Below are 19,932 nucleotides of genomic sequence, written 5' to 3'. Positions count from 1 at the left end.
GTCGGTGGTGCGCATCGTGATGGCGACGCGCGGCTGGTACGCCCGCGGGGCGGGCCGGGCGGCGTGATGGAGGCGTGGACCGAGCCAGTGCCCTCAATCGGATGGAGCATCTGAGAATGTCTGGACTCGGTCCTCGCGAGCCTCAGGCATTAGGATTCAATCCTACCAGCCGCCTCCGCGGCGGCTCACGAATTCACCCGCGGAACCTCAATTATCCACTTCTCATCAGCCGCATGCGCAGCGGTTTGCAAGAGCAGCAGCGTGTCCCATGGCACCGTGATTTCGTCAGCCGCCCGCGCGGCGGCTCACTCCGGGGTTCTGGCCCGGAGCTTATGCTGACACTGCAATTCCAGAGGTTCAATCCTTGCAGTCCGCGGCCCGGAGCCGCCTCTTTCCTTGTGGCCGCCCACGCGGGATGAGTTCTTCCTCTCCAAAGGCCGAGGTTCTCCAGACAATGGCGCCCGAACCGCCGACGCCCGCCGCGGCCCGCGCGACGCAGGTTGTCGTCATCGGCGGCGGGCAGTCCGGCCTCGCCACCGGCTACTTCCTGCGCCGGGCGGGGCTCGACTTCGAGATCCTGGACGCCGCCGACGCCCCGGGCGGCGCCTAGCGGCACGGCTGGGATTCCCTGCGCCTGTTCTCCCCGGCGCAGTGGAGCTCGCTGCCGGGGTGGCCGATGCCGCCCGTCCCCGAAGGCTACCCAGAGCGGGACCACGTCGTCTCCTACTTGGCGGCCTACGAGGAGCGCTATCGCCTGCCGGTGCGGCGCCCGGTTCGCGTAGAGGCAGTCGAGCGCGCGGGCGACCGCCTGCTGGTGCGGACCGACCGCGGTGCCTGGACGGCGGCCGCCGTGGTTTCGGCGACGGGCACCTGGAGCAAGCCCTTCGTCCCGGACTACCCCGGGGCCAACGACTTCCGTGGGCGCCAATTGCACTCGGCCTCCTACCGCTCGCCCGAGGAATTCGCGGGCCAGCGAGTCCTTGTGGTCGGCGGCGGCAACTCGGGGACGCAAATCCTCGCGGAGGTGTCGAAGGCCGCCGATGCGACATGGGTGACGCTGGCGCCTCCGGCCTTCCTGCCGGACGAGGTGGACGGCCGCGTGCTGTTCGAGCGAGCCACCGCGCGCTGGAAGGCGCGGCAGGAGGGGCGCGAGCCCGATGTCCCGCCGGGCGGCCTGGGCGACATCGTCATGGTCCCGCCGGTGCGGGAGGCGCGCGGGCGCGGCGTGCTGCGCAGCGTGCGGCCCTTCGCCCGCTTCGAGGCGGATGGCGTGGTCTGGCCCGACGGCAGCCGTACGCACGTGGACGCGGTCATCTGGTGCACCGGGTTCCGCCCGGCCCTCGAACACCTGAGGCCGCTCGGCGTGCTGGAGCCGGACAGCCGCGTCGCGGTCACGGAGACCGGCCGCTCGGTGCGCGAGCCACGGCTTTGGCTCGTGGGCTACGGCGAGTGGACGGGGACGGCGTCGGCGACGCTCGCCGGTGTGACGCGCGCCGCACGGGGCGCCGCACAGGAGATCCAGGGCGCATTGGATCAGCGCATCGGCGCGGCTTGATTGGAGACCTTTATGCCTGACGTAAACCTTCCGGACCTCTCGCTGCCGAACGTCTCGGAAGCTGAGTTCGACATCCCCGACCTGGCGAAGCTCGGCATACCCGGAGCGTCCACCCACCCGCCGCGCATCCTGCTGCTCTACGGCTCGCTGCGGGAGCGGTCCTACAGTCGGTTCCTGACACTCGAGGCCGAGCGGATCCTGCGGCGCATGGGTGCCGAGACCCGGGTGTTCGACCCGCGTGACCTACCGGTGGTCGACAGCGTGCCACCCGACCACCCGGAGGTCGCCGAATTCCGCGAGCTCTCCCTGTGGTCCGAGGGCCAGGTCTGGTGCAGCCCGGAACGGCACGGCGCCGTCACCGGCATCCTGAAGAACCAGATCGACTGGCTTCCCTTGGAGAGCCGGGGCGTCCGCCCGACCCAGGGACGGACGCTCGCGGTGATGCAGGTCTCCGGCGGCTCGCAGAGCTTCAATGCGGTCAACACGCTGCGCCTGCTCGGCCGCTGGATGCGGATGTTCAACATCTCCAACCAGTCCTCGGTGCCCAAGGCCTACGAGCAGTTCGATGAGGCGGGCCGGATGCTGCCCGGGCCGCTCTACGACCGGGTGGTGGACGTCATGGAGGAACTCATAAAGTTCACTCTCCTGCTGCGGGACCGCTCGGACCTCACCGACCGCTACAGCGAACGGAAGGAAAGGGCGGCCAAGGAGAGGGTCACCGCGGATCTGGCCGTCCTGTCGGGGGCCGCGAGCGGAAGGTAGGCGTTTAGCGGCGTTAGAAGGCCCGCTGCTCCCATGTCCGCTCTGCGCCGATTGTGCTGAAAAAGTCGGCTGGAGTTACTGGTGCTCCGTTCTGACGCAATATGAGTTCGCGCAGAGCACCGCGATCGCATTAGAGTTGCCGACTGGTGCCCCCCTATCGGATCTGTTCCTTGCTTGCTCTACAGGCAATCGGACTTTTTCAACACCATCCGCCCATCCCAGTCACCCGAATGTCGCATCTGGCTACCCCAAAGCGGGCATTGCTTGACGGCTGCCAGATGGCCGCGATGGGCGGTCTTCTGCCGGTCCGCATTCTGGTTAGGGGGGCGTAAAAGTCGGACATTCGCTCGATGATCAGCGCGATAGCTCATGACCGCGTGTTAGTAAGATGCCTGCCCACGTGGGCAATCACGAGCTTTCCGCAATCCTGATCGGGCAGGAAATGGATTGAGGCGCAGGTGTCGGCCGCGCCTGCTCCGAGTGTCACATGCCATTCGAAGATCTGTGACGTCCCATTGTAGATGAAGGTGTAGTCGTCGCCCCACTTGCCCTTTGACGTCTGTGAGATGAAGTTGCTGACGCGTTTCCCAAGCCCCTCGTCCCGAAGCATCTGCCGCAAGTCGCCACCCCCGCGATTTCGGGCCCATACGCCCGATACCTTGTTCATCATCGAAAGCACCTCGTAGATCTCTTGTGGCCTTCTGAAGGGCGAATCGTCGGCGCTAGAACGGCTGGTGTCTAAGAACAGCAGGCACGGACAGTCCTCGGCTGCGAAGTCCACCGCCTCACGAACGCTGGTTGGTTCTCTTTCGCGTGGCGCCTGCTCGTCCTCGTCCTGCCCATCCGCGTCTTCAGAGAAGGAGAACAAGGCATTCTGGTTGGCGCGGAGGTTCGCGTTCTCTATTCGCAACGTGTCCAATTCAGCCAGCGCCCCGTCCAGCTTTTCAGACATTTCATGGGCGTACTGCTCCCACGTGGTACCACCCTGCTCTACGGCTTCCTGCGCGCGCTCCGCGCGTGAGGCGGCCTCGCTGGCGCCGATGATGGCGGCGATGCGAGGATCGGGCACGAAGCGGAACGCCGCGACCGAGAAGATCCAGCGTTCGAGTGTTCGAGCGGCGCGCTCCGGGCCTAGGATTGCGATACGGGAGCCGAGCATGAGTGGATGGCGACGCAGATCGTCGGATGAGCGGAAGCCCGGCCAGTAGACCCGGACGCCCCCGTCATAGCAGCCAAGTCGAGCCAAGCGGTCGGACAATAACCGCGTTGTTTCCGGCGTGTCCGCCTGTGCGACGATGGCCACGCCTGCGAGCCGATCGGCCAGTGACTGCGGATCCAGGTCGCCCGGTTCGCCATTCGCAAAGGGCGTAACCAGCACCACCGGCAAGCGGCGCTGTTCGGCTTCAAGCAATCCGACGAATTGGTGTATACCCTCTTCCGGTAGCGGATAGACGGCGGCGCGCACACGCATGTCGCCGATGAGCATTTCCTGCTGGCATATGGTGCGGACGACTGCGGGCGCACCAACGGAGTAGAAGGCGGGCGCGAGGAGATACTCGGCCGAGGCGACCTCAACGCGGTGCTCCACGGCGCAGCGGTCAGTCAGCTGAGCCATCCGGACTAGGTTGCGCCAGACCAGTCCATTCTCACCAGGAAAGGCCCATTCCAGCTCGAGCGCGGTGCCGTCCGCCACGTAACGGCGTATGTTCAGCGAATGCCCTGAAGGAAGCCTCCCGGCGACTTCACTCGCGCTCAGGTCCAAGTTGATCGTGGTCTCAAAAGCCCGGCGATACCGGTCTGAGACCCAGCGTTCGTAGCGCGGCCGAACCACTTTCTCCCACGCGTCTTCGCTTGGTGCGTCGAACCTGCAAGCGTATACTAGCCGCGCCATTTGCTATTCTCCCGTACCCCGATTTACGGGAGCAGCGCCGACGAGCCAAGCCGCCCCGCGCGATCACTGAGTTTCCTTCGCACCGATCAGTTGGGCGCTCGTCTTTACGGCACTGAGCCGCTACCGGCCTGCGCCGACGAAATACTGCTTTCGGAGCGGGCGTCCCTGGCCCTGATGACTGGATTGGGTCGAGAGCCGCCGAGCGTGGCCCGCCCCCCAATGGCCGCTTTCCCGGATGCCCGACCGGAAAGCGGCTGGTCCGCATTCGGCCGGTATTCGCCGTGCACCAAGCCTTATGGCGGCGCCTTACCCCGGCTGGCCGCCTGCACCCTTCAGGGCCGCGCGCAACCGGCCGAGGCCCCGGTCGACGACCTTCTCCTTGCGCAGCACCACGGCCAGCTGCCGCGCGAGGGCGGGGCGCAGCGGCCGCACCACGGCGCCCGCGACATCGCCGCCGAGCGCCAGCGCAGGCAGCACCGAGCAGCCGCGGCCGCCCGCGACCAGCACCTTGATGGCCTCGACGCTGCCCAGCTCCATGATGGGCCGCGGGGCCAGGCCCGCCCGGCGGAACCAGGCGTCGATGATGGCCCGGGTGTTCGCGCCCGTCTCATACAGGATCAGGGGCAGCCGCTCGAGGTCGGCAGCCGTGAGCGAGGGTCGCCCCGAGGGCGCCATGGCCTCAGGGAGGAGCGCCACCAGCGGGTCGGTGGCGACCCGCGTCGCGGTGAGGGAACGGCCGAGCGCGGCCGGGAGCGTGACCAGCGCCGCATCCAGGTCGCCTTCCTCGACACGGCGGAGGATGTCCGGCGTGTTGCCGGTGGCGATGATCACCTCGAGGCCGGGCATGCGCTCGTTCAGTTCCGCCAGCACCGGCGGCAGGAGATGGATGCAGGCCGTGGCGCCGGTCCCGAGGCGGACCCGCCCAGCCTCGCCGGACCGATGGGCCGCGGCCACCGCCCTGGCGTCCTCGACGGCAGCTTGCGCCCGCCGGGCTGGCTCGATAAGGGCCCGACCGGCGGCGGTCGGCACCGAACGGCCGGAGACGCGCTCCAGCAGGCGGACGCCCATGGCTCGCTCCAGCTCGCGGAGCTGCTGGCTCGCCGCGGGCTGGGTGAGGCCGAGCGCCTGTGCGGCCGTGGTGACGCCGCCCGTCTGGACGACAAAGAGAAAGGTCCGCAGCTGGCGGAGGCTCGGATCGTGCATGCGGAAAACTTATCCGCATGCGGCATATCAGAAAATCTTCCTTTCGTCCCCGAGCGAGCCGCCGCAGGCTTGTGGGCATGAACACGCAGGACCTCGCCCCCGTCACAGGGCCGCTCGACACCATCCACGTCAGGCCGTCGGCGGAGGGCGACGTCGGCGCCATCGCCGCGATCTACGGGCACCACGTCCTGCACGGGACCGGATCCTTCGAGACCGAGCCGCCGGGGGCCGAGGAGATGCGGCGGCGGCGGGCGGACATCCTCGCCCGCGGGCTGCCCTACCTGGTCGCGGAGGATGGCGACGGTGCCGTCCTCGGCTATGCCTACGCCAGCGCCTACAGGCCCCGCGCCGCATACCGGAACACGGCCGAGAACTCCGTCTACGTTCGCCACGACGTCATCGGCCGGGGCGTCGGGCGCCTGCTGCTCGCGGAGCTTCTGACCCAATGCGAGGCGCTCGGGGTGCGGCAGATGGTTGCGGTGGTGGGCGACAGCGCCAACGTCGCCTCGGTGCGGCTGCACGAGGCATTCGGCTTCCGCCTCGTCGGCACCCTGAGTTCGGTCGGGCGCAAGCACGGCCGCTGGCTCGACACCGTGCTGCTCCAGCGCGCGCTTGGCGAGGGCGACCGCACGGATTCGGCCGAGGGTGAGTGATGCCATGCTGGCCGGGGACACGACGGCGCCGCGCCTGCCTTGGCGCGTGCCCGCCGCGCTGGCCGCCAGCCAGGTGGTCCACTGGGGTTCGCTCTACTACGCGTTCTCCGTGCTGGCGCCCGCGATGGCGGCCGAGCTTGGGGCGTCCCACGGGGCGGTCGTGGGTGCCTTCTCCGCGGGTCTGCTCGCGCAGGGGGGGCGGCGGCACTCGTCGCCGGACGGCTGATCGACCGGCTGGGCGCACGGCGCATCATGACCGCAGGCTCGCTGGCCGCCGGGCTTGGGCTGGCTGCGGCCAGCCAGGTGGCGGCGCTCTGGCAGCTTTACGCGGCGTGGGCGGCGATCGGCGCGGTGATGGCCTTCACCCTCTACGAGGCGGCCTTCGCGGCGGTCGCGGTGGCCTTTGGTCGCGCGCACGCGCGCCGCGGCATCGCCGCGGTCACGCTCGCAGGCGGGCTCGCCAGCACCCTGTCCTGGCCGCTGGTGGCGCTGGCCGTGGATGGCGTCGGATGGCGGTCCACCCTGCTGGCGCTGGCCGCGATCAATATGGCCTGCGCGACGCTTCACTGGTTGTTCCTTCCGGACCGTCCCGCCTCGGACGGCGGCGGACAGCACGCGGCCGCGGCGGCTGGCGAGGGGTCGCTTGGCGAGATCCTCCGGCAGCCCAGCTTCTGGTGGCTTGGTGGCTCGATGTTGTTGATGGCGTCGGTCAGCGCCTCGATGGCCGTGCACCTGGTGCCCGCGCTCTCGTCGAAGGACATGAGCGCGGGAACAGCACTGGCGGTGGCGGCCCTGATGGGGCCGATGCAGGTGGCGGGCCGGTTGCTCGAGCGCACCGTTGCCCGCCGCGCACCGCTGCGCGCTGTGGGCATCGCCGCCATGGCGATCGTCGCGGTCTCCCTGGCATCCCTCGGCGTCGCCGGTGGTCTTGCGGCGGCCGCGGCCGCGGTCGTCGCCTACGGGGCGGCGAACGGGGTGCTCGCCATCGTCCGCGGCGCCATACCCGCCGAACTGTTCGGCACGCGCGCCTACGCCTCCGCCATCGGGATCCTGGCCGCCGCGAATGCGGTCGCTGCCGCAGTCGGTCCCGTTACCGTCGCATGGCTGTGGAACGCGTCGGGAAGCTACGCCCTGCCACTGCTATCCTTGGCCGCCCTCGCAGGCGTCGGGCTGGTGGCGTTCGCGGCAGCGACGCGTCCAACGCGACCGCATAACCCGCGCGGTGTCCGGGAATGCGCCGTAGGCGTCCCGGGACGATGACTACGGTCGGACTTCCTGTGATCGGCGCAGCGGTCCAGGAGCGAAGCGAGCCACCGTCCTGCGCCGCCGTCAGTGCCGCATTAGCACCGGCAGGTCGGCATGCGCCAGCATATGGCGCGTGACGCCGCCGAGGAGCGCCTCGCGCAGCGGGCTGTGGGCGTATGCGCCCCGGCCACGGGATGGGCGACGGGCGTCTCCGTGATGCTCGCCGTGGCCACGGTGGTGCTCTGGAACTCCATCTACCTCGACAGCTCGGCGCCGACCGCCGGGACGGTGCAGGCGGTCGACAGGCACCTGCGCGGCGCCACCAGAGGAACTCGCGGGTCTCTCCCGAAGGCTTGTCCAAACCTTGCCGACGGACAGGACCGGCTTGGCGGTCAGGCCATGTAGCCGATGTCCGAGGCGCCGGTCGGATAGGCAAACATCGTCCCCTTCAGATCGGCGGCCGTCAGGCCGTGCCGGATGGCCAGCGCGAAAAGGTTGATCACCTCGTCCGCGTGCGGGCCGACGAGGTGGGCACCGAGGATGCGGCCGGTGTCCTCCTCGACGAGCGTCTTGTAGCCGTAGATGCGCTCGGCCAGCCGTCGGGCCGTGAACCATTGCGGAACCCTTGCCGACTTCACTCGGAATCTCAGGCCGCGCTCGCGCGCCTCGGCTTCGCCCAACCCCACGGTGGTGATCGGCGGGACAGTAAACGCGACGCTGGGCACGCCGCGGTAGTCGGGCCTGGCGTGGTTTCCCTCGAGAAGGTTCGCCGCGACCACCTTGGCATCATGGCTCGACACGGGTGTGAGCGGTGGCCCACTGCCCGCCGCGTCACCGGCCGCGTAAACCCGAGGGTTCGACACGCTCTGGAGGAATTCGTTGAGCCTCAGCCGCCTGCCCTCCAGCGCGACCCCGCCCGCAGCAAGGTCGAGTGCATCGAGATCAGGAACACGGCCCGCCGCGTGCACGACCAGGTCGGCCGCCACGGTCTGCTCCCGGCCATCGGCGACGGCGTGCACCAGGAAGCCTTGTCCTGTCTTCTCGACCCGGTTCACCGCCGCGCCCGTGCGGACGTCGACGCCGAGCTCGTCAAACCGCTCCATGAGCCAGCCGACGAGGTCCGGGTCGAACTTCGGCAGCATCCGGGCGCCCCGCTGGAGTACCGTCACCTCGGCTCCGGCACGCGCGGCGAGATGGGAGAACTCGGCCGCGACGTAGCCGCCCCCGATGAAGGCGACGCGCGCGGGCAGGGATTCGAGCTCCAGGAAGTCGTCGCTGGTGGCGACGTGCTCCTCGCCGGGGACGCCGAGCGGCACGGGGCGGGCACCGGTCGCGATGAGGACGTGGCGGGCCTTGAGCTCCCGCCCCTCCACGGTGACCGTGTCGGGGCCGGTGAATCGGGCCAGGCCGTGGAAGGCGTCGATGCCCTGGTCGCAGTAGCGCTTCTCCTGCTTCTGCGGCACCGGGTCGGTGAAGCTGCGCTTGAAGGCCATGAGGTCGGGCCAGGCGATCCGCACGTCGCCCTCGACGCCGTGGCCGCGCATCCGCCGGACGGCGTCCAGGGCCTCCTCCCCGCTGACCAGCATCTTCTTGGGGTCGCAGCCGCGCAGCGCGCAGGTGCCGCCGAACGGCCGGTGGTCGACCACGGCGACCGTCCAGCCCGCGGCCCGCACCCGGCTACTCGCGACCTGGGCGGCGGTCCCGGACCCGAGGACGACGAGGTCGTAGGCGTCGGGCATGGGTCACCCCTCCACGGGGACTGGCGCGCTCCGCCCGCCGCCGCACGGACGACCCTAGGACCTGGAGCAGCTACAGGTTCAAGGCGCCTTTCCTGGCTGGCTTTCAAGAAGCGCGGCGCGTTCCGGGGATGCGTAGAGCGCCTCGACGATGGGACAGTCCGGCACCGACCCGCCCTGGCAACGCGACGCGACCTCGCTCAAGGTCCGCTCCAGCCGCTGGAGGTCGGCGATCTTCCTCCGCACGTCCTCGAGGTGCTCAAGGGTCACGGCCTGCACGTCCGAGCACGAGCTGTGGCCACCGTCGACGAGTCTCAGGAGGCTGCGGACCTCGTCGAGGCTGAAGCCCAGCTCGCGGCTCCTGCGGACGAAGGTGAGCCGGGCGACGTGCGCGGGCTCGTACGCCCGATGCCGCCCCCCGGTCCGCCCCGGGGCGGGTAGCAGGCCGATCTTCTCGTAGTACCTGATGGTCTCGATGTTGACCCCCGTCCGCATAGAGAGGTCGCCGATCGAGATGCCCCGCTGCCTGCCGTCCATCGCCATCTCCCGGGAGCGAAAAATTCCCCCCCTTGAACCTGTAGTTACTACAGATCCTACCTTGGTCCCGGATGGCGGAGAAGGGACAGGCGGCGATGAGCGACCAGGCGGAACGGGGCGTCCTCGCCCCTGGGGAAACGGGGGAGCGGACGGGGGACGGGAACAGCCCGCCGAAGGCGTTGCTGGCCACGGTGGGGCTGCTCGCCGCGCTCGGCGCTTCGAGTTGCTGTCTGTTGCCCCTTGGCCTGTTCCTCATCGGGGTCAGCGGCGCCTGGATCGGCAACCTGACCGCCCTGGCGCCCTACCAGCCGATCTTCGTGGCCGTCGCCCTGGCCTGCCTCGCGGGCGGGTTCTTCGCGGTCTACCGCAGGCCGAGGGCAGCGGCCTGCGCCGAGGGCTGGCACTGCGCCCGACCGGCCTCCGACCGGACCGTCAAGATCGCCCTCTGGAGCGCGACCGCCCTTGTCGTGGCGGCCCTCGCCTTCCCCTACGCCGCGTCGATCCTCCTGTAGCCGTCCTGGAAAGGAAGCCGGACATGAAGCCGATCACCCGCCTCGCCGCCGCCCTGGGCCTCGTCCTGGGCATCGGCGCCACGGCATTCGCCGCCGAGCGGACGGCGACCCTCGAGGTGCAGAACGTCTCCTGCGCCACCTGCGCCCCCATCGTGAAGCGGACCCTCTCCCGCGTGCCCGGCGTGAGCCGAGTGGCGGTCTCCGAGGGCAACGGGACGGCCACCGCCACGGTGACTTTCGACGACGCCAGGACGGACGTCGCGGCCCTGGTGCAGGCGACGACCAACGCCGGGTTCCCGTCGCGGACGGTGCAGTAGGGCAGCCCGGGAAGGCATCGGAGGTCCCGTGGACACCAGCGAACGGACGATCGGCGAAGCCTTCGCGTTGCGCCCCGGCGTGATGATGCCGGACTGGTCGCTTGTCACCGAGCCGACGGCGCGCGAAGCGCTCGCCGCCAGCATGGTCGTGGCGCGGCGGGCGGAGAAGTGGTCGGGCCTGAGCACGACCGAGGATCGGGTCTGGCAGGCGGTCTTGCGCGGCTTCGCCCGCTCCGGCGCGGCGCCGGAGGTGGCGTGGCTGGCCGCCGGGACCGGCCAGGACGAGCCTGCGGTCGCCGAGGTGCTGCGCGCGCTGCGTCGGCGGGATCTCGTGGTCCTCGACGAGCACGGCACGGCCGTGACGGCTGCCTATCCCTTCAGCGCGCGGGAGACCGGTCATCGCGTCCGGCTGGACGGGCTGGCCGAAGTGCACGCTCTCTGCGCCATCGACGCGCTCGGCATGGGGGCCATGCTCGGCTGCGACACGGCCGTCGAGTCCTCCTGCCCCGAGTGCGGCGCGCCCATCCGGATCGCGACGCGCGACAAGGGCTGCGCGCTCGCCTCGGCGGCGCCCTCCGCCGCCGTCGTGTGGGCGGGGATCCGCTACGCCGACGGGTGCGGCGCGACCTCGGGCTGCACCGTGAAGCTGTTCTTCTACTCGGACGAACACCTCGCGGCGTGGCGCCAGCGGGTCGACCCGGGCGGCGCCGGGTTCCGGCTCTCGGTGGAAGCGGCGCTGCAAGTCGGCAAGGGCCTGTTCGTGCCGATGCTCGCCGCACGGCCGGACGCGGGCGGGGCATGAGGGTCGCCGCCCGCCTGGTCGCCGCCTCGGCGGGGCTGTTCGCCATGGGTGGTGTCGCCGTCGTCCTGGGCAGCCTCTGCTGCCCTCCGGCGGGCTTCGTCGCCCGCCTTGGCGCCCGCGGCCGCCGCGGCGGCTTCGCTCGACCCCGGTGGTTCCGCCGGACACGCGGGCGACGACCGCTGACATGGAGAACCGCAAGCTCATGGCCACCGGCATCGTCGGCTTCATGGTGGCCGCGCTGTGCTGCTCCACCCCGGTCTTGGCCGTCCTGCTCGGCGCCGTCGGCCTCTCGGCCGTGCTCGGCTACCTCGACTACGTCCTGATCCCGGCGATGGTCCTGTTCCTCGGGATCATCGCCTACGCGGCCTACCGGCGTCGGGGATCTGTTTGAGTCATCAGACCAAGGGAAAGCAAAGGAATCACCGTGAACTTCATCGCACCGCAGCCCGCCCAGCATGACTGCTGCGGCGCCAAGCCGAGCCGCGGCGAGCGCGCGCCGGACCTCGTCGTGATCGGCACCGGGTCGGCGGGCTTCGCCGCGGCGATCCGCGCCTCGGAGCTCGGCGCTAAGGTCGCCCTGATCGGCGACGGGACCATCGGTGGCACCTGCGTCAACATCGGCTGCGTGCCGTCGAAGGCGCTCATCCGGGCCGCGGAGACCCTGCACCAAGCCCGCGCGGCCTCACGCTTCGCCGGGGTCGCCGCGTCGGCGCGGCTGGAGGACTGGAAGGCCCTCGTCGCGCAGAAGGACGCGCTGGTCGCCAGCCTCCGGCAGGCGAAGTACGCCAACCTCCTGCCGGACTACCCTGACGTCGCCTACATCCCGGGGCGGGGGCGCCTCACCCCGGACGGCGCGGTCATGGTCGGGGACGCGGTCTACCGGCCCGGCAAGGCCATCATCGCCACCGGCACGTCGCCCGCCGCACCGGCGATCCCCGGACTGGACACGGTCCCCTGGCTAACCAGCACGACGGCGATGGAGATCGAGGCGCTCCCCGCCTCGCTCCTGGTGATCGGCGGCGGCGTCATCGGCGTCGAGCTCGGCCAGATATTCGCCCGCTTCGGCGTGCGCGTGACCATCGTGTGCCGCTCCCGGCTGCTGCCCGGCGCGGAGCCGGAGGTGAGCGCGGCGCTGGCCGAATACCTCCGCGCAGAGGGTGTCGATGTCCGCTGCGGGGTGGCCTACGAGGCTATCCGGCAGGCCGGGGACGGCGGGGTCGAACTCGTCGCCCGGGGTGCCGATGGCTGGGCCGTGACGCTCCCGGCCGAGCGCGTCCTCGCGGCCACCGGCAGGACACCGAACACGGCCGGGATGGGCCTGGAGGAGGCTGGCGTGGCGCTGGACGGCCGCGGCGCTGTCCAGGTCGACGACCGGATGCGCACGACGCGCCCCGGGGTCTACGCCGCGGGCGACGTCACCGGCCGGGACCTCCACGTCTACATGGCGGCCCACGGCGGCAAGGTGGCCGCGGAGAACGCGCTCGGCGCCGACGGCGCGCCGCGCTACGACGCCACGGCCATGCCGGAGGTGACCTTCAGCGACCCGCAGGCGGCGAGCGTCGGCCTGACCGAGGCGGCGGCCCGGCGCGCGGGCCTGGAGATCGAGACCAGGGTCGTGTCGCTCGACCAGGTGCCCCGGGCGCTGGCCGCCCGCGACACGCGGGGGCTGGTCAAGCTGGTGGCGGAGCGGGGCAGCGGGCGGCTCCTGGGCGCGCACATCCTGGCGCCGGAGGCCGGGGACAGCATCCAGACCGCCGTCCTGGCGGTGAAGCATGGGCTGACCGTGGCCGACCTGTCCACCACGATCTTCCCGTACCTGACGACGGTTGAGGCCCTGAAGCTGGCCGCGTTGAGCTTCTCCAAGGAGGTCGCGAAGCTGTCCTGCTGCGCAGGGTGATGGCAGGAGAGAGCCTGCCGGATCCGGACAGGTCGCTCCAGCGCGCGGGTCTCCGATCGCGCCGTCAGGCCCTTCGTTGCCTGAGCGCCATCGGCACGAGGGGCACCACCAGCGCCAAGTTCAGGAGGGAGGCTCCGAACAGGGCGACCAGCGTTCCGCTCGGCCCGGTCCACTCCAGCAGCCACGCGCCGACCATGGGTGCCGCCGCCGTGGCGAGGAGCGACGGCAGCGCGAGGCGGCCCATGAGGATGGCGTAGCCTTCCTTCCCGAACAGCGCGAGCGGCACGGTCCCGCGCGCGATGGAGCGGATGCCGCTGCCCATGCCGTAGAGGACGATGCAGGCGGCGGCGATGCCCGGCATGGCGACGAGCAGGCCGAGGCCGACCGCGACCAACGTCGAGGAGGCCAGCAGGCTCCAGACCGGGTGCAGGCTCTTCCCGAACATCATCTCGAGGATCCGACCGCCGACCTGAGCGGGGCCGATCAGCGCGCCGAAGGCGACCGCGGCCGCCAGGGCGAGCCCCTGCGCCTGGAGCAGCGTCAGGAGATGGACGGCGATGACCGTCATGACGAGGTAGGCCAGCGTGAAGCCCGCCGCGAGCAGGAGGAAGGCGGCGCGCTGGTCCGGCCGCACGTGACCGGGCGGCGGCGAGTCCGCCGCGACGGGTTTCGGCGGCCGCTCCGCCTCCTTCGGCAGGGCGAGCAGGTAGAGGGGCAGCACGATGGCAACATGGATGGCCGCGTAGGCCAGGCAGGCGCCGCGCCAGCCGAGGTGCGAGGCCAGGAAGGCGGTGAACGGCCAGCAGACCGTGCTGGCGAAACCGCCGAACAAGGTCACGTGGGTGATGGAGGGGCGCGCCGTCTCGCCGTAGAGCCGCCCGAGCGCGGAGAAGGCCGGGTCGTAGAGGCCCGCGCCCATTCCGAATCCAATGACGATCCAGGCAGCGACAAAGACCGGCAGGTTGGGCGCGAGAGCGAGGCCGAGCAGGCCGACGGCGAGCAGCACGGCGCTCGTGGCCAGCACCGGGCGGCCGCCATGGCGCTCGATGAGGTGCCCGACGCGCGGCGAGACGAGGCCGGACACCAGAAGGCCGATGGAGAGCGCGCCCACCACCCAGGCGAGCGGCCAGCCGGTGTCGGCGGCGATCGGCCCGGCCAGGACGGCGGGCAGGTAGTAGGACGAGCCCCAGGCGAGGATCTGGGCCACGCCGATGGCCGAGACGACAACCAGCCTCGGGCGGCTGGCGGCCGGGTCCGCCGGGGACACGCCCCCGGCTGCGGCGACCTGGCTCATTCGGCGGGCTCGGCCTGGACCATTTCCTTGCGGGCCGCGCTTCCGCAGCACGGCGCGTCCTCGGCCAGCTCCGGCTTCGGGGCGCAGCAGGTGCCCTGCGGCGTCTCCGGCGTGCAGCACGAGGACTCGGCCTCCGCCGTCCCGGGGAGCACGCGGTTTGAGCTGCAGACGCCGGTCTGAGGCAGGTCGAGCTCGACCCGGCGCGCCGCCTTGAGGTCGCCCGCGAGGAACGCCGCGATGGAGCGCACCTGCTCGTAGCCGGTCGCCAGCAGGAAGGTCGGCGCCCGGCCGTAGGAGACCATGCCAGCAAGGAAAAGGCCCGCGTCGGGCTGCGCCAGCTCCTCGGCACCGTGCGGCCGCACGGTGCCGCAGGAGTGCAGGTTCGGGTCGATGAGCGGCGCCAGCACGCGCGGGCACTCCAGCGCCGGGTCGAGGTCGAGCCTGACCTTGCGCAGGATGCCGAGGTCGGGGCGCAGGCCGGTCGCCACGATCATCTCGTCGGCCTGCACCATGCGCCCCTCGGCGCCAAGGATGCGCAGCGACCCGTCGGCGCCCCGCTGGACCTCGTCCACGGAGAAGGGCGCGAGCAGCTCGATGGTGCCGGTCTCGACGAGGCGCCGCAGCCGCTGCCCCAGGGCGCCGCGCTCCGGCAGCTGGTCGGCCGCGCCGCCGCCGTAGGCCCGCGTCAGGTCCGTGCTCCGCGCGGCCCAGAGGACGGCCGTGCCGGGCGCCTGCCCGGCGAGGGAGGCGAGGTCGATGAGGGTGCCGATGGCGGAGTGGCCGGAGCCGACGACAAGGACTCGCTTGCCCGCGTAGCGGGCGCGCTCGGTCCCGAGGACGTCGGGCATGCCGTAGCGGATCCGGTCGGCCGCCTCGCGCTCGCCGATGGCGGGCAGGCCGGAGGACCCGGCGGGGCTCGGGTTGCCCCAGGTGCCCGAGGCGACGATGACCGCGCGGGCGAGGACTCGGCCCTCGTTTCCTTCCGCGTCCTCGAACCGCACCTCGAAGGGCTGCTCCTCGCGCCCGGCATCCCGGACCTTGCCCGCGCGGAGCCGGGCGACGCCGGTGACGCGCGTGTTGAGGCGCAGGTGTGGTGCCAGCTCCGGCAGGCGGGCCAGCGGCGCCAGGTAGTCCTCGACGAGGTCGCGGCCGGTCGGGAAGGTCTCCGCGTCCGGCGCCGTCCATCCGTGCCGCCCGAGCAGGGCGCGGGCCGCCCGGTCGACGTTGTAGCGCCAGGGCGAGAACATGGGGACGTGGCCCCAGGCGAGTGGCGCCGTGCCGACCGAGGCACCGGCCTCGAGGACGACCGGCTCCAGCCCGCGCTCGAGCAGCTGCGCCGCCGCCGCGAGTCCGACCGGGCCGCCGCCGATGACGGCGACTGGCAGCGAGCTGAAGTTGGCTCGGACGGCGCTCGACGTTTCCGGGCGCCGATTACTGGAGCAGCACGAGCTCATGTCAGGTCCTCCGTTTCTGCCTTATGCCTCGATGGGCGATGTATGATGACAAAAGGACGCTCAGCACGGTCAGGCGGTCCCCTTGTCCTTGCGGGCCTTGGCGACGCGGTCGGTCTCCATCAGGGCGCCGGTCGCGTCCATCCACGCCTCCAGGCCGACCCGGAGCGCCTCCCGGCCCTTGTCGGTCAGGGTGTAGACCTTGCGCTCGCGGCCGGAGACGACCTCGGTCTCCGAGGTCACGTAGCCGCCTTGCTCGAACTCCCGCAGCGTCGGGTAGAGGGCGCCCTCGGAGGGTGAGCAGCAGCCGTTCGTGATGCGCTCGACGTCCCGGGCGATCTCGTAGCCATGCGCCGGGCCGTCGCTGAGCGTGCGCAGCACGAAGAACCGGCTGAGGGCCATCTTGATGGTCCCCGCCCAGTAGGCGCGGTCCGTGAAGTCCGGCGACGGACGGGGGACGGCGCGGAGGGCGGGCGACTGCTCGGACATATCGGGAGATTATGCCTCGATGGGCGAGGCATCAATGAGAATGCGCTGACCGAATGCCGGGCATGTCATTGCGCGAACGTCCGGGCAAAGTAGGCGAGGGTCCCAACTTAGGCGAGCAACACCATTACCAGCGCCGCCCGGGCCGGAGCGCTGCGGAAGCGGACCAGCATCCAAAGGGTCAGTCCGATGTTGAGCGCGGCCTCGAGCGGGCCGACGATGTTCCCATGGTGCGCAGGGTGCCAGTAGCTGATCGGACTTCGGAACTGCCAAATCCGAGAGCGGCCAGAACTTATGTTGCAATTAAGTAACGTACACCGGGAAATCCAGGCGAGATGGATGAGACCGACGCGATGAGCTCCGGTTGGTCGCCGGGCCAAAGGCGGGCGGGGGGGGTAGCCGCTACCCACCCCGCCGCCGCCTCCTTCGTCAGACGGGCACCAAGCGCGCCCGTCCGGCGCGGATGGCCTCGAGCTTTCTGGCAACCGCCCTCGCGCGCTCCGGGCGGGCATCCGGTCCGGTGCGCCACTCCGTTCGGGCTCGCATCAGCCCCCAGCCCAAGCCGACCGCGCCTCCCGGCCGGGCGTCCGTGACCGCGGCCACGAACTCAGCGCCGAACCGCTCGAAGTGCTGGCGGAACAACCCCAACCCGGGCGTCTGCGGCGGCACTTCGGCCAGCATCAGGTCGGGTAGGTCTCCGAAGCGGGACCGGTGCGTCTGCCACACGGAGGTTTCCAGCAGCCACCTGCGGCGGCCTTCGCTAATGAGCACCACATTGTGGAGCCCAGGGTGGCCCGTGCTCGGGTCAGGATGGCCGAGCGACAGGCCGGGTGCGGTGATGCCGCCCGGCCCGGCGAGGTAAACCTGCAGGCCCGCCGAAACCACCTCGGCCCGGAGGCCAAGACCGCACAAGAACGCCGCGGCGGCGCAGCTGGCCCACACGCAGCGCTCCGTGCTCGCGTCGGACCACCACCGCGCTTCGGAAATCATTGCGGGCCACAAGTTGGCGCCGATGATCTGCCAGGCAGACCAAAGCTTCGGTCCAGGGTGTGCGGTGCTACCCTCGGTGCACCAGACGGCGAAGGACGGCTCCGCGAACAGCGGCGTGGGTCGGGGCACATGGGGCAGGATGCGAGTCGCGCGGGGCGCGACCGCACCAAGATGGCAGTGGGGCATTGGAATGGTCCTCCGGGGATTGGCGCAGATGCCGCCGAGCGGGACTGCCCGACGGAGCGGGGTGTCAGCGCGCCGATATCTGCCCGGTGAGGAGGACCATGTTTCTCTACTCGGTTGAGAGGGTCAGATAGAAATCATCTCCAGGTCGCAAAGTCAACCAGGAATGTCGAGGTGGTCGTGAAACGGTAGCCCGCTAGACGGAGCGCCAGAGAGGGAAGCCCGCCTCCGGCTCTTTCCGACTCCATATCTGCGCAACAATTTTTGCTCGACGCACCGCCCCTACAAGAATGGCACCTCGACTTCTGCCTCCTCTCGGCCAGGTGGCGAGCAACGGGCGCGTTTCCTTGATACGGGTTCAATGGCGGACGGCACCCGCCTCCGCCTCGGCTGCCAGTTCGACCGCCCGGCGGACAACCCAGGCAAGGGAGCGGGCGGAGAGCCGCCCGGCCGCGAAGCCGCGGCGCATCTCCCGCAGGGCCTCCGGCGGCAGCTCGGGCAAGTGCCGCGGGTCGCCCCCGAACTCCCAGGCGATGTCCGCCAGCGTCCCGGCCAGGATGGCGTCGAAGTCCTCCGGCCGAGGGCCCGGCATCCCGACGAAGCGGAGGCGGGTCCGCAGCACGGGGTCGATCTTCGACCGGTCGTTCGCGAGGAAGAGCCAGGTCACCCGGGACAGGTCCACGGCCGCGCCGAGGCCCTCGTCGAACCAGCGTTCGGCCGTCGTCGGCTCGGTCATCGCGAGCAGGACCTGGGCGAGGCGCCCGTTCTCCGCCGAGCCACCGGCCTTGTCGATCTCATCCACGACGACGACCGGGTTCGGGCAGTCGGCGTCTGCGATGAGGCAGGTCGGCAGCGAGGGGGTCGAGGTGGACCAGCCGCGCGCGGTCGGCCCGATCGACTTGCTGTCGGCGCCGCCCGCCACCGGCACCATCGCTCCGGCCACGCCGCCGTGGCGCCGAGCGAGCTCGAGCACGCGGGTGGCGAGGCGGCTCTTGCCAGTGCCGGGGCCGCCGACGATGCAGAGCGGTGGCAGCCGGTAGGCCGCGCCGCCCATGCGCTCGGCGAGTACAAGGTCGGCCCGGAGGCGCTCGACCACCGGCACGGCCCAGGGGAACTCCACCAGCAGCTCCGCGGCGAGGGCCGAGGCCGGGGGGAGCGGACGCAAGGTCATCGGGCGTCCGAGCTTCGAGAAGCGGTCGCGGAGGCGCTTCTCCTCGCCCGCGGCGCCAAGTCCGTCCGGGGCCACCCGCATCGTGGGCCTGGGACGCCGCCTGGTCGGTCCGTTCCCGCGCGCCGCGCGCCCGAAGACCGCCTCCAGGCGGGCCTCGACGGCCTCGGGGGAATTGTCCTCGTCCTCGGGGCAGTGGTCGCCGAGGTCGGGCGCCGGAGGCGAGGGCGGCGGGGAGGGAGCCTCGTCTTCCTCAGGCGGCGACCCGAGGTCGGCAATCCCCATGGTGTCGGCGGCGCCGCGCGACCGGCGGACGGCCTCGGGGAGGAGGTTCCCGAGGGCGCCGGGCTCGGATAGCCCCGGAGCCCTGAGCAGGATGGCCGAGAGCAGCCGGTCGTGGCCGGGCGACCGCCGCTCCTCCTCGACTTGGTTCAGCAAGACCGCGAGGTGCGTCGGGGCCTGCGCGCTGCCGCGGCGCGTCGCCAGCCAGCAGCACGTCCCGGCGAGGTCGAACAGGGCACGGATGTCGTCCACCAGGTGGCCGGGGCGGCGGCCCTTCATGATGGCGCAGTGGTGCGCGCTCTCGGCCAGACGGAGCCAGGCGTCCGCGTCCCCTCCGGCCGCGAGGATGAAGGGGTCCGGGGCGCCCAGGTCGGTGTCGTGCTCGCGGAGGACGTCCTGCAACCGGTCGAGGGCCGCGTCCATCGCGGCGGTCGCCAGCTCCTGGCCCCCCGGGCCCGGCTCGACGATGCGCCAGGCCGCCAGAGCGTCATCGGCCGCGGGGATGGCGCATCCGGCCTCCTGCTTCCAGAGGTCATCGGCACGGTCCCGGTGCATCGCCGCGAGGGTGAAGGTCTGCTCGTCCCCCTGCCCATCCGGCAGCGTGTCGAGCATCCGCGCCACCTCCGCGTGGAAGAACGTGTCGCCGCAGCGGATCGCGTGCCACAGGCAGGAGCCGCGCAGCTCGTGCCTCTCGGCGGCGTCGAGGGTCTGGCTCGACGAGACCCTCCGCGCGAGCCGGGTCCAGCCGTCGTGCTCGCCCGCGCTCGCGGCGACAATGTCGGGGTCGTCGTAATCGACAACGAGCGCACGGCGGCCGAGGCGCAGCGTCTCCGTGGCGGAGATGCGCCACGCCTTGAACTCGGCGAGGTCGGGAAAGGCGCGGCGCCAGAGCGAGGCGCCCGGATTAGCGAAGCGGGAGGTGTCGTCGGCCATGCTGTCCTCCGGGACAGCGCGGCGGCCGTCCGTTC

The 19,932-nt window shown here is 71.1% G+C and carries 19 protein-coding genes and 1 pseudogene; 11 read left to right on the top strand and 9 right to left on the bottom strand.

Annotated elements, in window-relative coordinates; translation table 11 throughout:
* Nucleotides 1-454 precede the first annotated feature (454 nt).
* Nucleotides 455-1,555, top strand: a pseudogene (locus tag NJ376_RS07950) (ArsO family NAD(P)H-dependent flavin-containing monooxygenase).
* 12 nt (nucleotides 1,556-1,567) lie between these two features.
* On the top strand, nucleotides 1,568-2,317 hold the full coding sequence (arsH, locus tag NJ376_RS07945) for an arsenical resistance protein ArsH (RefSeq protein ID WP_252952708.1): 750 nt from the start codon (nucleotides 1,568-1,570) through the stop codon (nucleotides 2,315-2,317).
* Between the two features lie 367 nt (nucleotides 2,318-2,684).
* On the opposite strand, the gene NJ376_RS07940 is transcribed toward arsH, so the two are convergent.
* Nucleotides 2,685-4,208, bottom strand: a complete 1,524-nt coding sequence (locus NJ376_RS07940; RefSeq protein WP_252952707.1) for a hypothetical protein — start codon at nucleotides 4,206-4,208, stop codon at nucleotides 2,685-2,687.
* A 306-nt stretch (nucleotides 4,209-4,514) separates the two neighbouring features.
* Nucleotides 4,515-5,411, bottom strand: coding sequence for a LysR family transcriptional regulator (locus NJ376_RS07935; protein ID WP_252952706.1), 897 nt, complete (start codon nucleotides 5,409-5,411; stop codon nucleotides 4,515-4,517).
* Between the two features lie 77 nt (nucleotides 5,412-5,488).
* On the opposite strand from NJ376_RS07935, the gene NJ376_RS07930 reads away from it, so the two are divergent.
* The 4 genes from NJ376_RS07930 (at nucleotide 5,489) to NJ376_RS29225 (ending at nucleotide 7,714) form a co-directional block, all read left to right on the top strand.
* Complete coding sequence (locus tag NJ376_RS07930) at nucleotides 5,489-6,064, top strand: GNAT family N-acetyltransferase (protein WP_252952705.1); 576 nt, start codon at nucleotides 5,489-5,491, stop codon at nucleotides 6,062-6,064.
* Nucleotides 6,057-6,290 carry a hypothetical protein gene (locus NJ376_RS07925; protein WP_252952704.1) on the top strand — a complete coding sequence of 78 codons (234 nt, stop codon included), beginning with the start codon at nucleotides 6,057-6,059 and terminating at the stop codon, nucleotides 6,288-6,290. Before NJ376_RS07930 ends, NJ376_RS07925 begins: the two co-directional genes overlap by 8 nt.
* A gap of 26 nt (nucleotides 6,291-6,316) precedes the next feature.
* Nucleotides 6,317-7,324 (top strand): MFS transporter, encoded by a 1,008-nt coding sequence (locus NJ376_RS07920; RefSeq protein ID WP_252952703.1) that lies wholly within the window; start codon nucleotides 6,317-6,319, stop codon nucleotides 7,322-7,324.
* A gap of 99 nt (nucleotides 7,325-7,423) precedes the next feature.
* The gene (locus tag NJ376_RS29225; RefSeq protein WP_370288078.1) at nucleotides 7,424-7,714 is read left to right on the top strand and encodes a hypothetical protein; all 291 of its coding nucleotides are present in this window, start codon (nucleotides 7,424-7,426) and stop codon (nucleotides 7,712-7,714) included.
* Here the strand turns inward: NJ376_RS29225 and NJ376_RS07910 are convergent.
* Both NJ376_RS07910 and NJ376_RS07905 read right to left on the bottom strand, forming a co-directional pair.
* Nucleotides 7,702-9,048, bottom strand: coding sequence for a dihydrolipoyl dehydrogenase family protein (locus NJ376_RS07910; protein WP_252952702.1), 1,347 nt, complete (start codon nucleotides 9,046-9,048; stop codon nucleotides 7,702-7,704). The genes NJ376_RS29225 and NJ376_RS07910 overlap by 13 nt on opposite strands.
* Nucleotides 9,049-9,126: 78 nt before the next feature.
* Entirely contained in the window at nucleotides 9,127-9,582 is a 456-nt protein-coding gene (locus tag NJ376_RS07905; protein ID WP_252952701.1) for a MerR family transcriptional regulator, read from the bottom strand.
* A 95-nt stretch (nucleotides 9,583-9,677) separates the two neighbouring features.
* Between NJ376_RS07905 and NJ376_RS07900 the strand changes: the two genes are divergently transcribed.
* From NJ376_RS07900 to merA, 5 genes are all read left to right on the top strand, one after another.
* A complete protein-coding gene (locus NJ376_RS07900) occupies nucleotides 9,678-10,094 on the top strand; it encodes a mercuric transporter MerT family protein (RefSeq protein WP_252952700.1) in 417 nt (138 codons plus the stop codon).
* A gap of 23 nt (nucleotides 10,095-10,117) precedes the next feature.
* Nucleotides 10,118-10,411: a cation transporter gene (locus NJ376_RS07895; RefSeq protein ID WP_252952699.1), complete on the top strand. Its 294-nt coding sequence runs from the start codon at nucleotides 10,118-10,120 to the stop codon at nucleotides 10,409-10,411.
* Nucleotides 10,412-10,439: 28 nt separating this feature from the next.
* On the top strand, nucleotides 10,440-11,213 hold the full coding sequence (merB, locus tag NJ376_RS07890; protein ID WP_252952698.1) for an organomercurial lyase: 774 nt from the start codon (nucleotides 10,440-10,442) through the stop codon (nucleotides 11,211-11,213).
* A 184-nt stretch (nucleotides 11,214-11,397) separates the two neighbouring features.
* A complete protein-coding gene (gene merF, locus NJ376_RS07885) occupies nucleotides 11,398-11,604 on the top strand; it encodes a mercury resistance system transport protein MerF (protein ID WP_252952697.1) in 207 nt (68 codons plus the stop codon).
* 33 nt (nucleotides 11,605-11,637) lie between these two features.
* Complete coding sequence (merA, locus tag NJ376_RS07880; RefSeq protein ID WP_370288076.1) at nucleotides 11,638-13,110, top strand: mercury(II) reductase; 1,473 nt, start codon at nucleotides 11,638-11,640, stop codon at nucleotides 13,108-13,110.
* Between the two features lie 64 nt (nucleotides 13,111-13,174).
* Here the strand turns inward: merA and NJ376_RS07875 are convergent, their stop codons facing one another.
* The 5 genes from NJ376_RS07875 to NJ376_RS07855 all read right to left on the bottom strand — a co-directional run bounded on the left by NJ376_RS07875 (nucleotide 13,175) and on the right by NJ376_RS07855 (nucleotide 19,897).
* Nucleotides 13,175-14,404 carry an MFS transporter gene (locus NJ376_RS07875; protein WP_252952696.1) on the bottom strand — a complete coding sequence of 410 codons (1,230 nt, stop codon included), beginning with the start codon at nucleotides 14,402-14,404 and terminating at the stop codon, nucleotides 13,175-13,177.
* Nucleotides 14,401-15,858, bottom strand: a complete 1,458-nt coding sequence (locus NJ376_RS07870) for an NAD(P)-binding domain-containing protein (RefSeq protein ID WP_252952695.1) — start codon at nucleotides 15,856-15,858, stop codon at nucleotides 14,401-14,403. Before NJ376_RS07870 ends, NJ376_RS07875 begins: the two co-directional genes overlap by 4 nt.
* 69 nt (nucleotides 15,859-15,927) lie before the next feature.
* Entirely contained in the window at nucleotides 15,928-16,344 is a 417-nt protein-coding gene (locus tag NJ376_RS07865; protein WP_252952694.1) for a PadR family transcriptional regulator, read from the bottom strand.
* Between the two features lie 426 nt (nucleotides 16,345-16,770).
* On the bottom strand, nucleotides 16,771-17,283 hold the full coding sequence (locus tag NJ376_RS07860; RefSeq protein ID WP_252952693.1) for a hypothetical protein: 513 nt from the start codon (nucleotides 17,281-17,283) through the stop codon (nucleotides 16,771-16,773).
* Between the two features lie 589 nt (nucleotides 17,284-17,872).
* Nucleotides 17,873-19,897 carry an AAA family ATPase gene (locus NJ376_RS07855; RefSeq protein WP_252952692.1) on the bottom strand — a complete coding sequence of 675 codons (2,025 nt, stop codon included), beginning with the start codon at nucleotides 19,895-19,897 and terminating at the stop codon, nucleotides 17,873-17,875.
* Nucleotides 19,898-19,932 lie beyond the last annotated feature (35 nt).

Source organism: Siccirubricoccus soli, from assembly GCF_024178315.1.
Classification (GTDB): Bacteria; Pseudomonadota; Alphaproteobacteria; order Acetobacterales; family Acetobacteraceae; genus Siccirubricoccus; species Siccirubricoccus soli.
This window is presented reverse-complemented; position numbering and strand designations above follow the sequence as displayed.

What these genes read in the sequence shown, in the direction of transcription:
- arsH (WP_252952708.1), top strand. Translation starts at nt 1,568, where the DNA reads ATGCCTGACGTAAACCTTCCGGACCTCTCGCTGCCGAACGTCTCGGAA.
- NJ376_RS07930 (WP_252952705.1), top strand. Translation starts at nt 5,489, where the DNA reads ATGAACACGCAGGACCTCGCCCCCGTCACAGGGCCGCTCGACACCATC.
- NJ376_RS07865 (WP_252952694.1), bottom strand. Translation starts at nt 16,344, where the DNA reads ATGTCCGAGCAGTCGCCCGCCCTCCGCGCCGTCCCCCGTCCGTCGCCG.
- NJ376_RS07935 (WP_252952706.1), bottom strand. Translation starts at nt 5,411, where the DNA reads ATGCACGATCCGAGCCTCCGCCAGCTGCGGACCTTTCTCTTTGTCGTC.
- NJ376_RS07870 (WP_252952695.1), bottom strand. Translation starts at nt 15,858, where the DNA reads ATGAGCTCGTGCTGCTCCAGTAATCGGCGCCCGGAAACGTCGAGCGCC.
- merF (WP_252952697.1), top strand. Translation starts at nt 11,398, where the DNA reads ATGGAGAACCGCAAGCTCATGGCCACCGGCATCGTCGGCTTCATGGTG.
- NJ376_RS29225 (WP_370288078.1), top strand. Translation starts at nt 7,424, where the DNA reads ATGCGCCAGCATATGGCGCGTGACGCCGCCGAGGAGCGCCTCGCGCAG.
- NJ376_RS07855 (WP_252952692.1), bottom strand. Translation starts at nt 19,897, where the DNA reads ATGGCCGACGACACCTCCCGCTTCGCTAATCCGGGCGCCTCGCTCTGG.
- NJ376_RS07910 (WP_252952702.1), bottom strand. Translation starts at nt 9,048, where the DNA reads ATGCCCGACGCCTACGACCTCGTCGTCCTCGGGTCCGGGACCGCCGCC.
- NJ376_RS07875 (WP_252952696.1), bottom strand. Translation starts at nt 14,404, where the DNA reads ATGAGCCAGGTCGCCGCAGCCGGGGGCGTGTCCCCGGCGGACCCGGCC.
- NJ376_RS07905 (WP_252952701.1), bottom strand. Translation starts at nt 9,582, where the DNA reads ATGGACGGCAGGCAGCGGGGCATCTCGATCGGCGACCTCTCTATGCGG.
- NJ376_RS07940 (WP_252952707.1), bottom strand. Translation starts at nt 4,208, where the DNA reads ATGGCGCGGCTAGTATACGCTTGCAGGTTCGACGCACCAAGCGAAGAC.
- NJ376_RS07900 (WP_252952700.1), top strand. Translation starts at nt 9,678, where the DNA reads ATGAGCGACCAGGCGGAACGGGGCGTCCTCGCCCCTGGGGAAACGGGG.
- NJ376_RS07920 (WP_252952703.1), top strand. Translation starts at nt 6,317, where the DNA reads ATGACCGCAGGCTCGCTGGCCGCCGGGCTTGGGCTGGCTGCGGCCAGC.
- NJ376_RS07895 (WP_252952699.1), top strand. Translation starts at nt 10,118, where the DNA reads ATGAAGCCGATCACCCGCCTCGCCGCCGCCCTGGGCCTCGTCCTGGGC.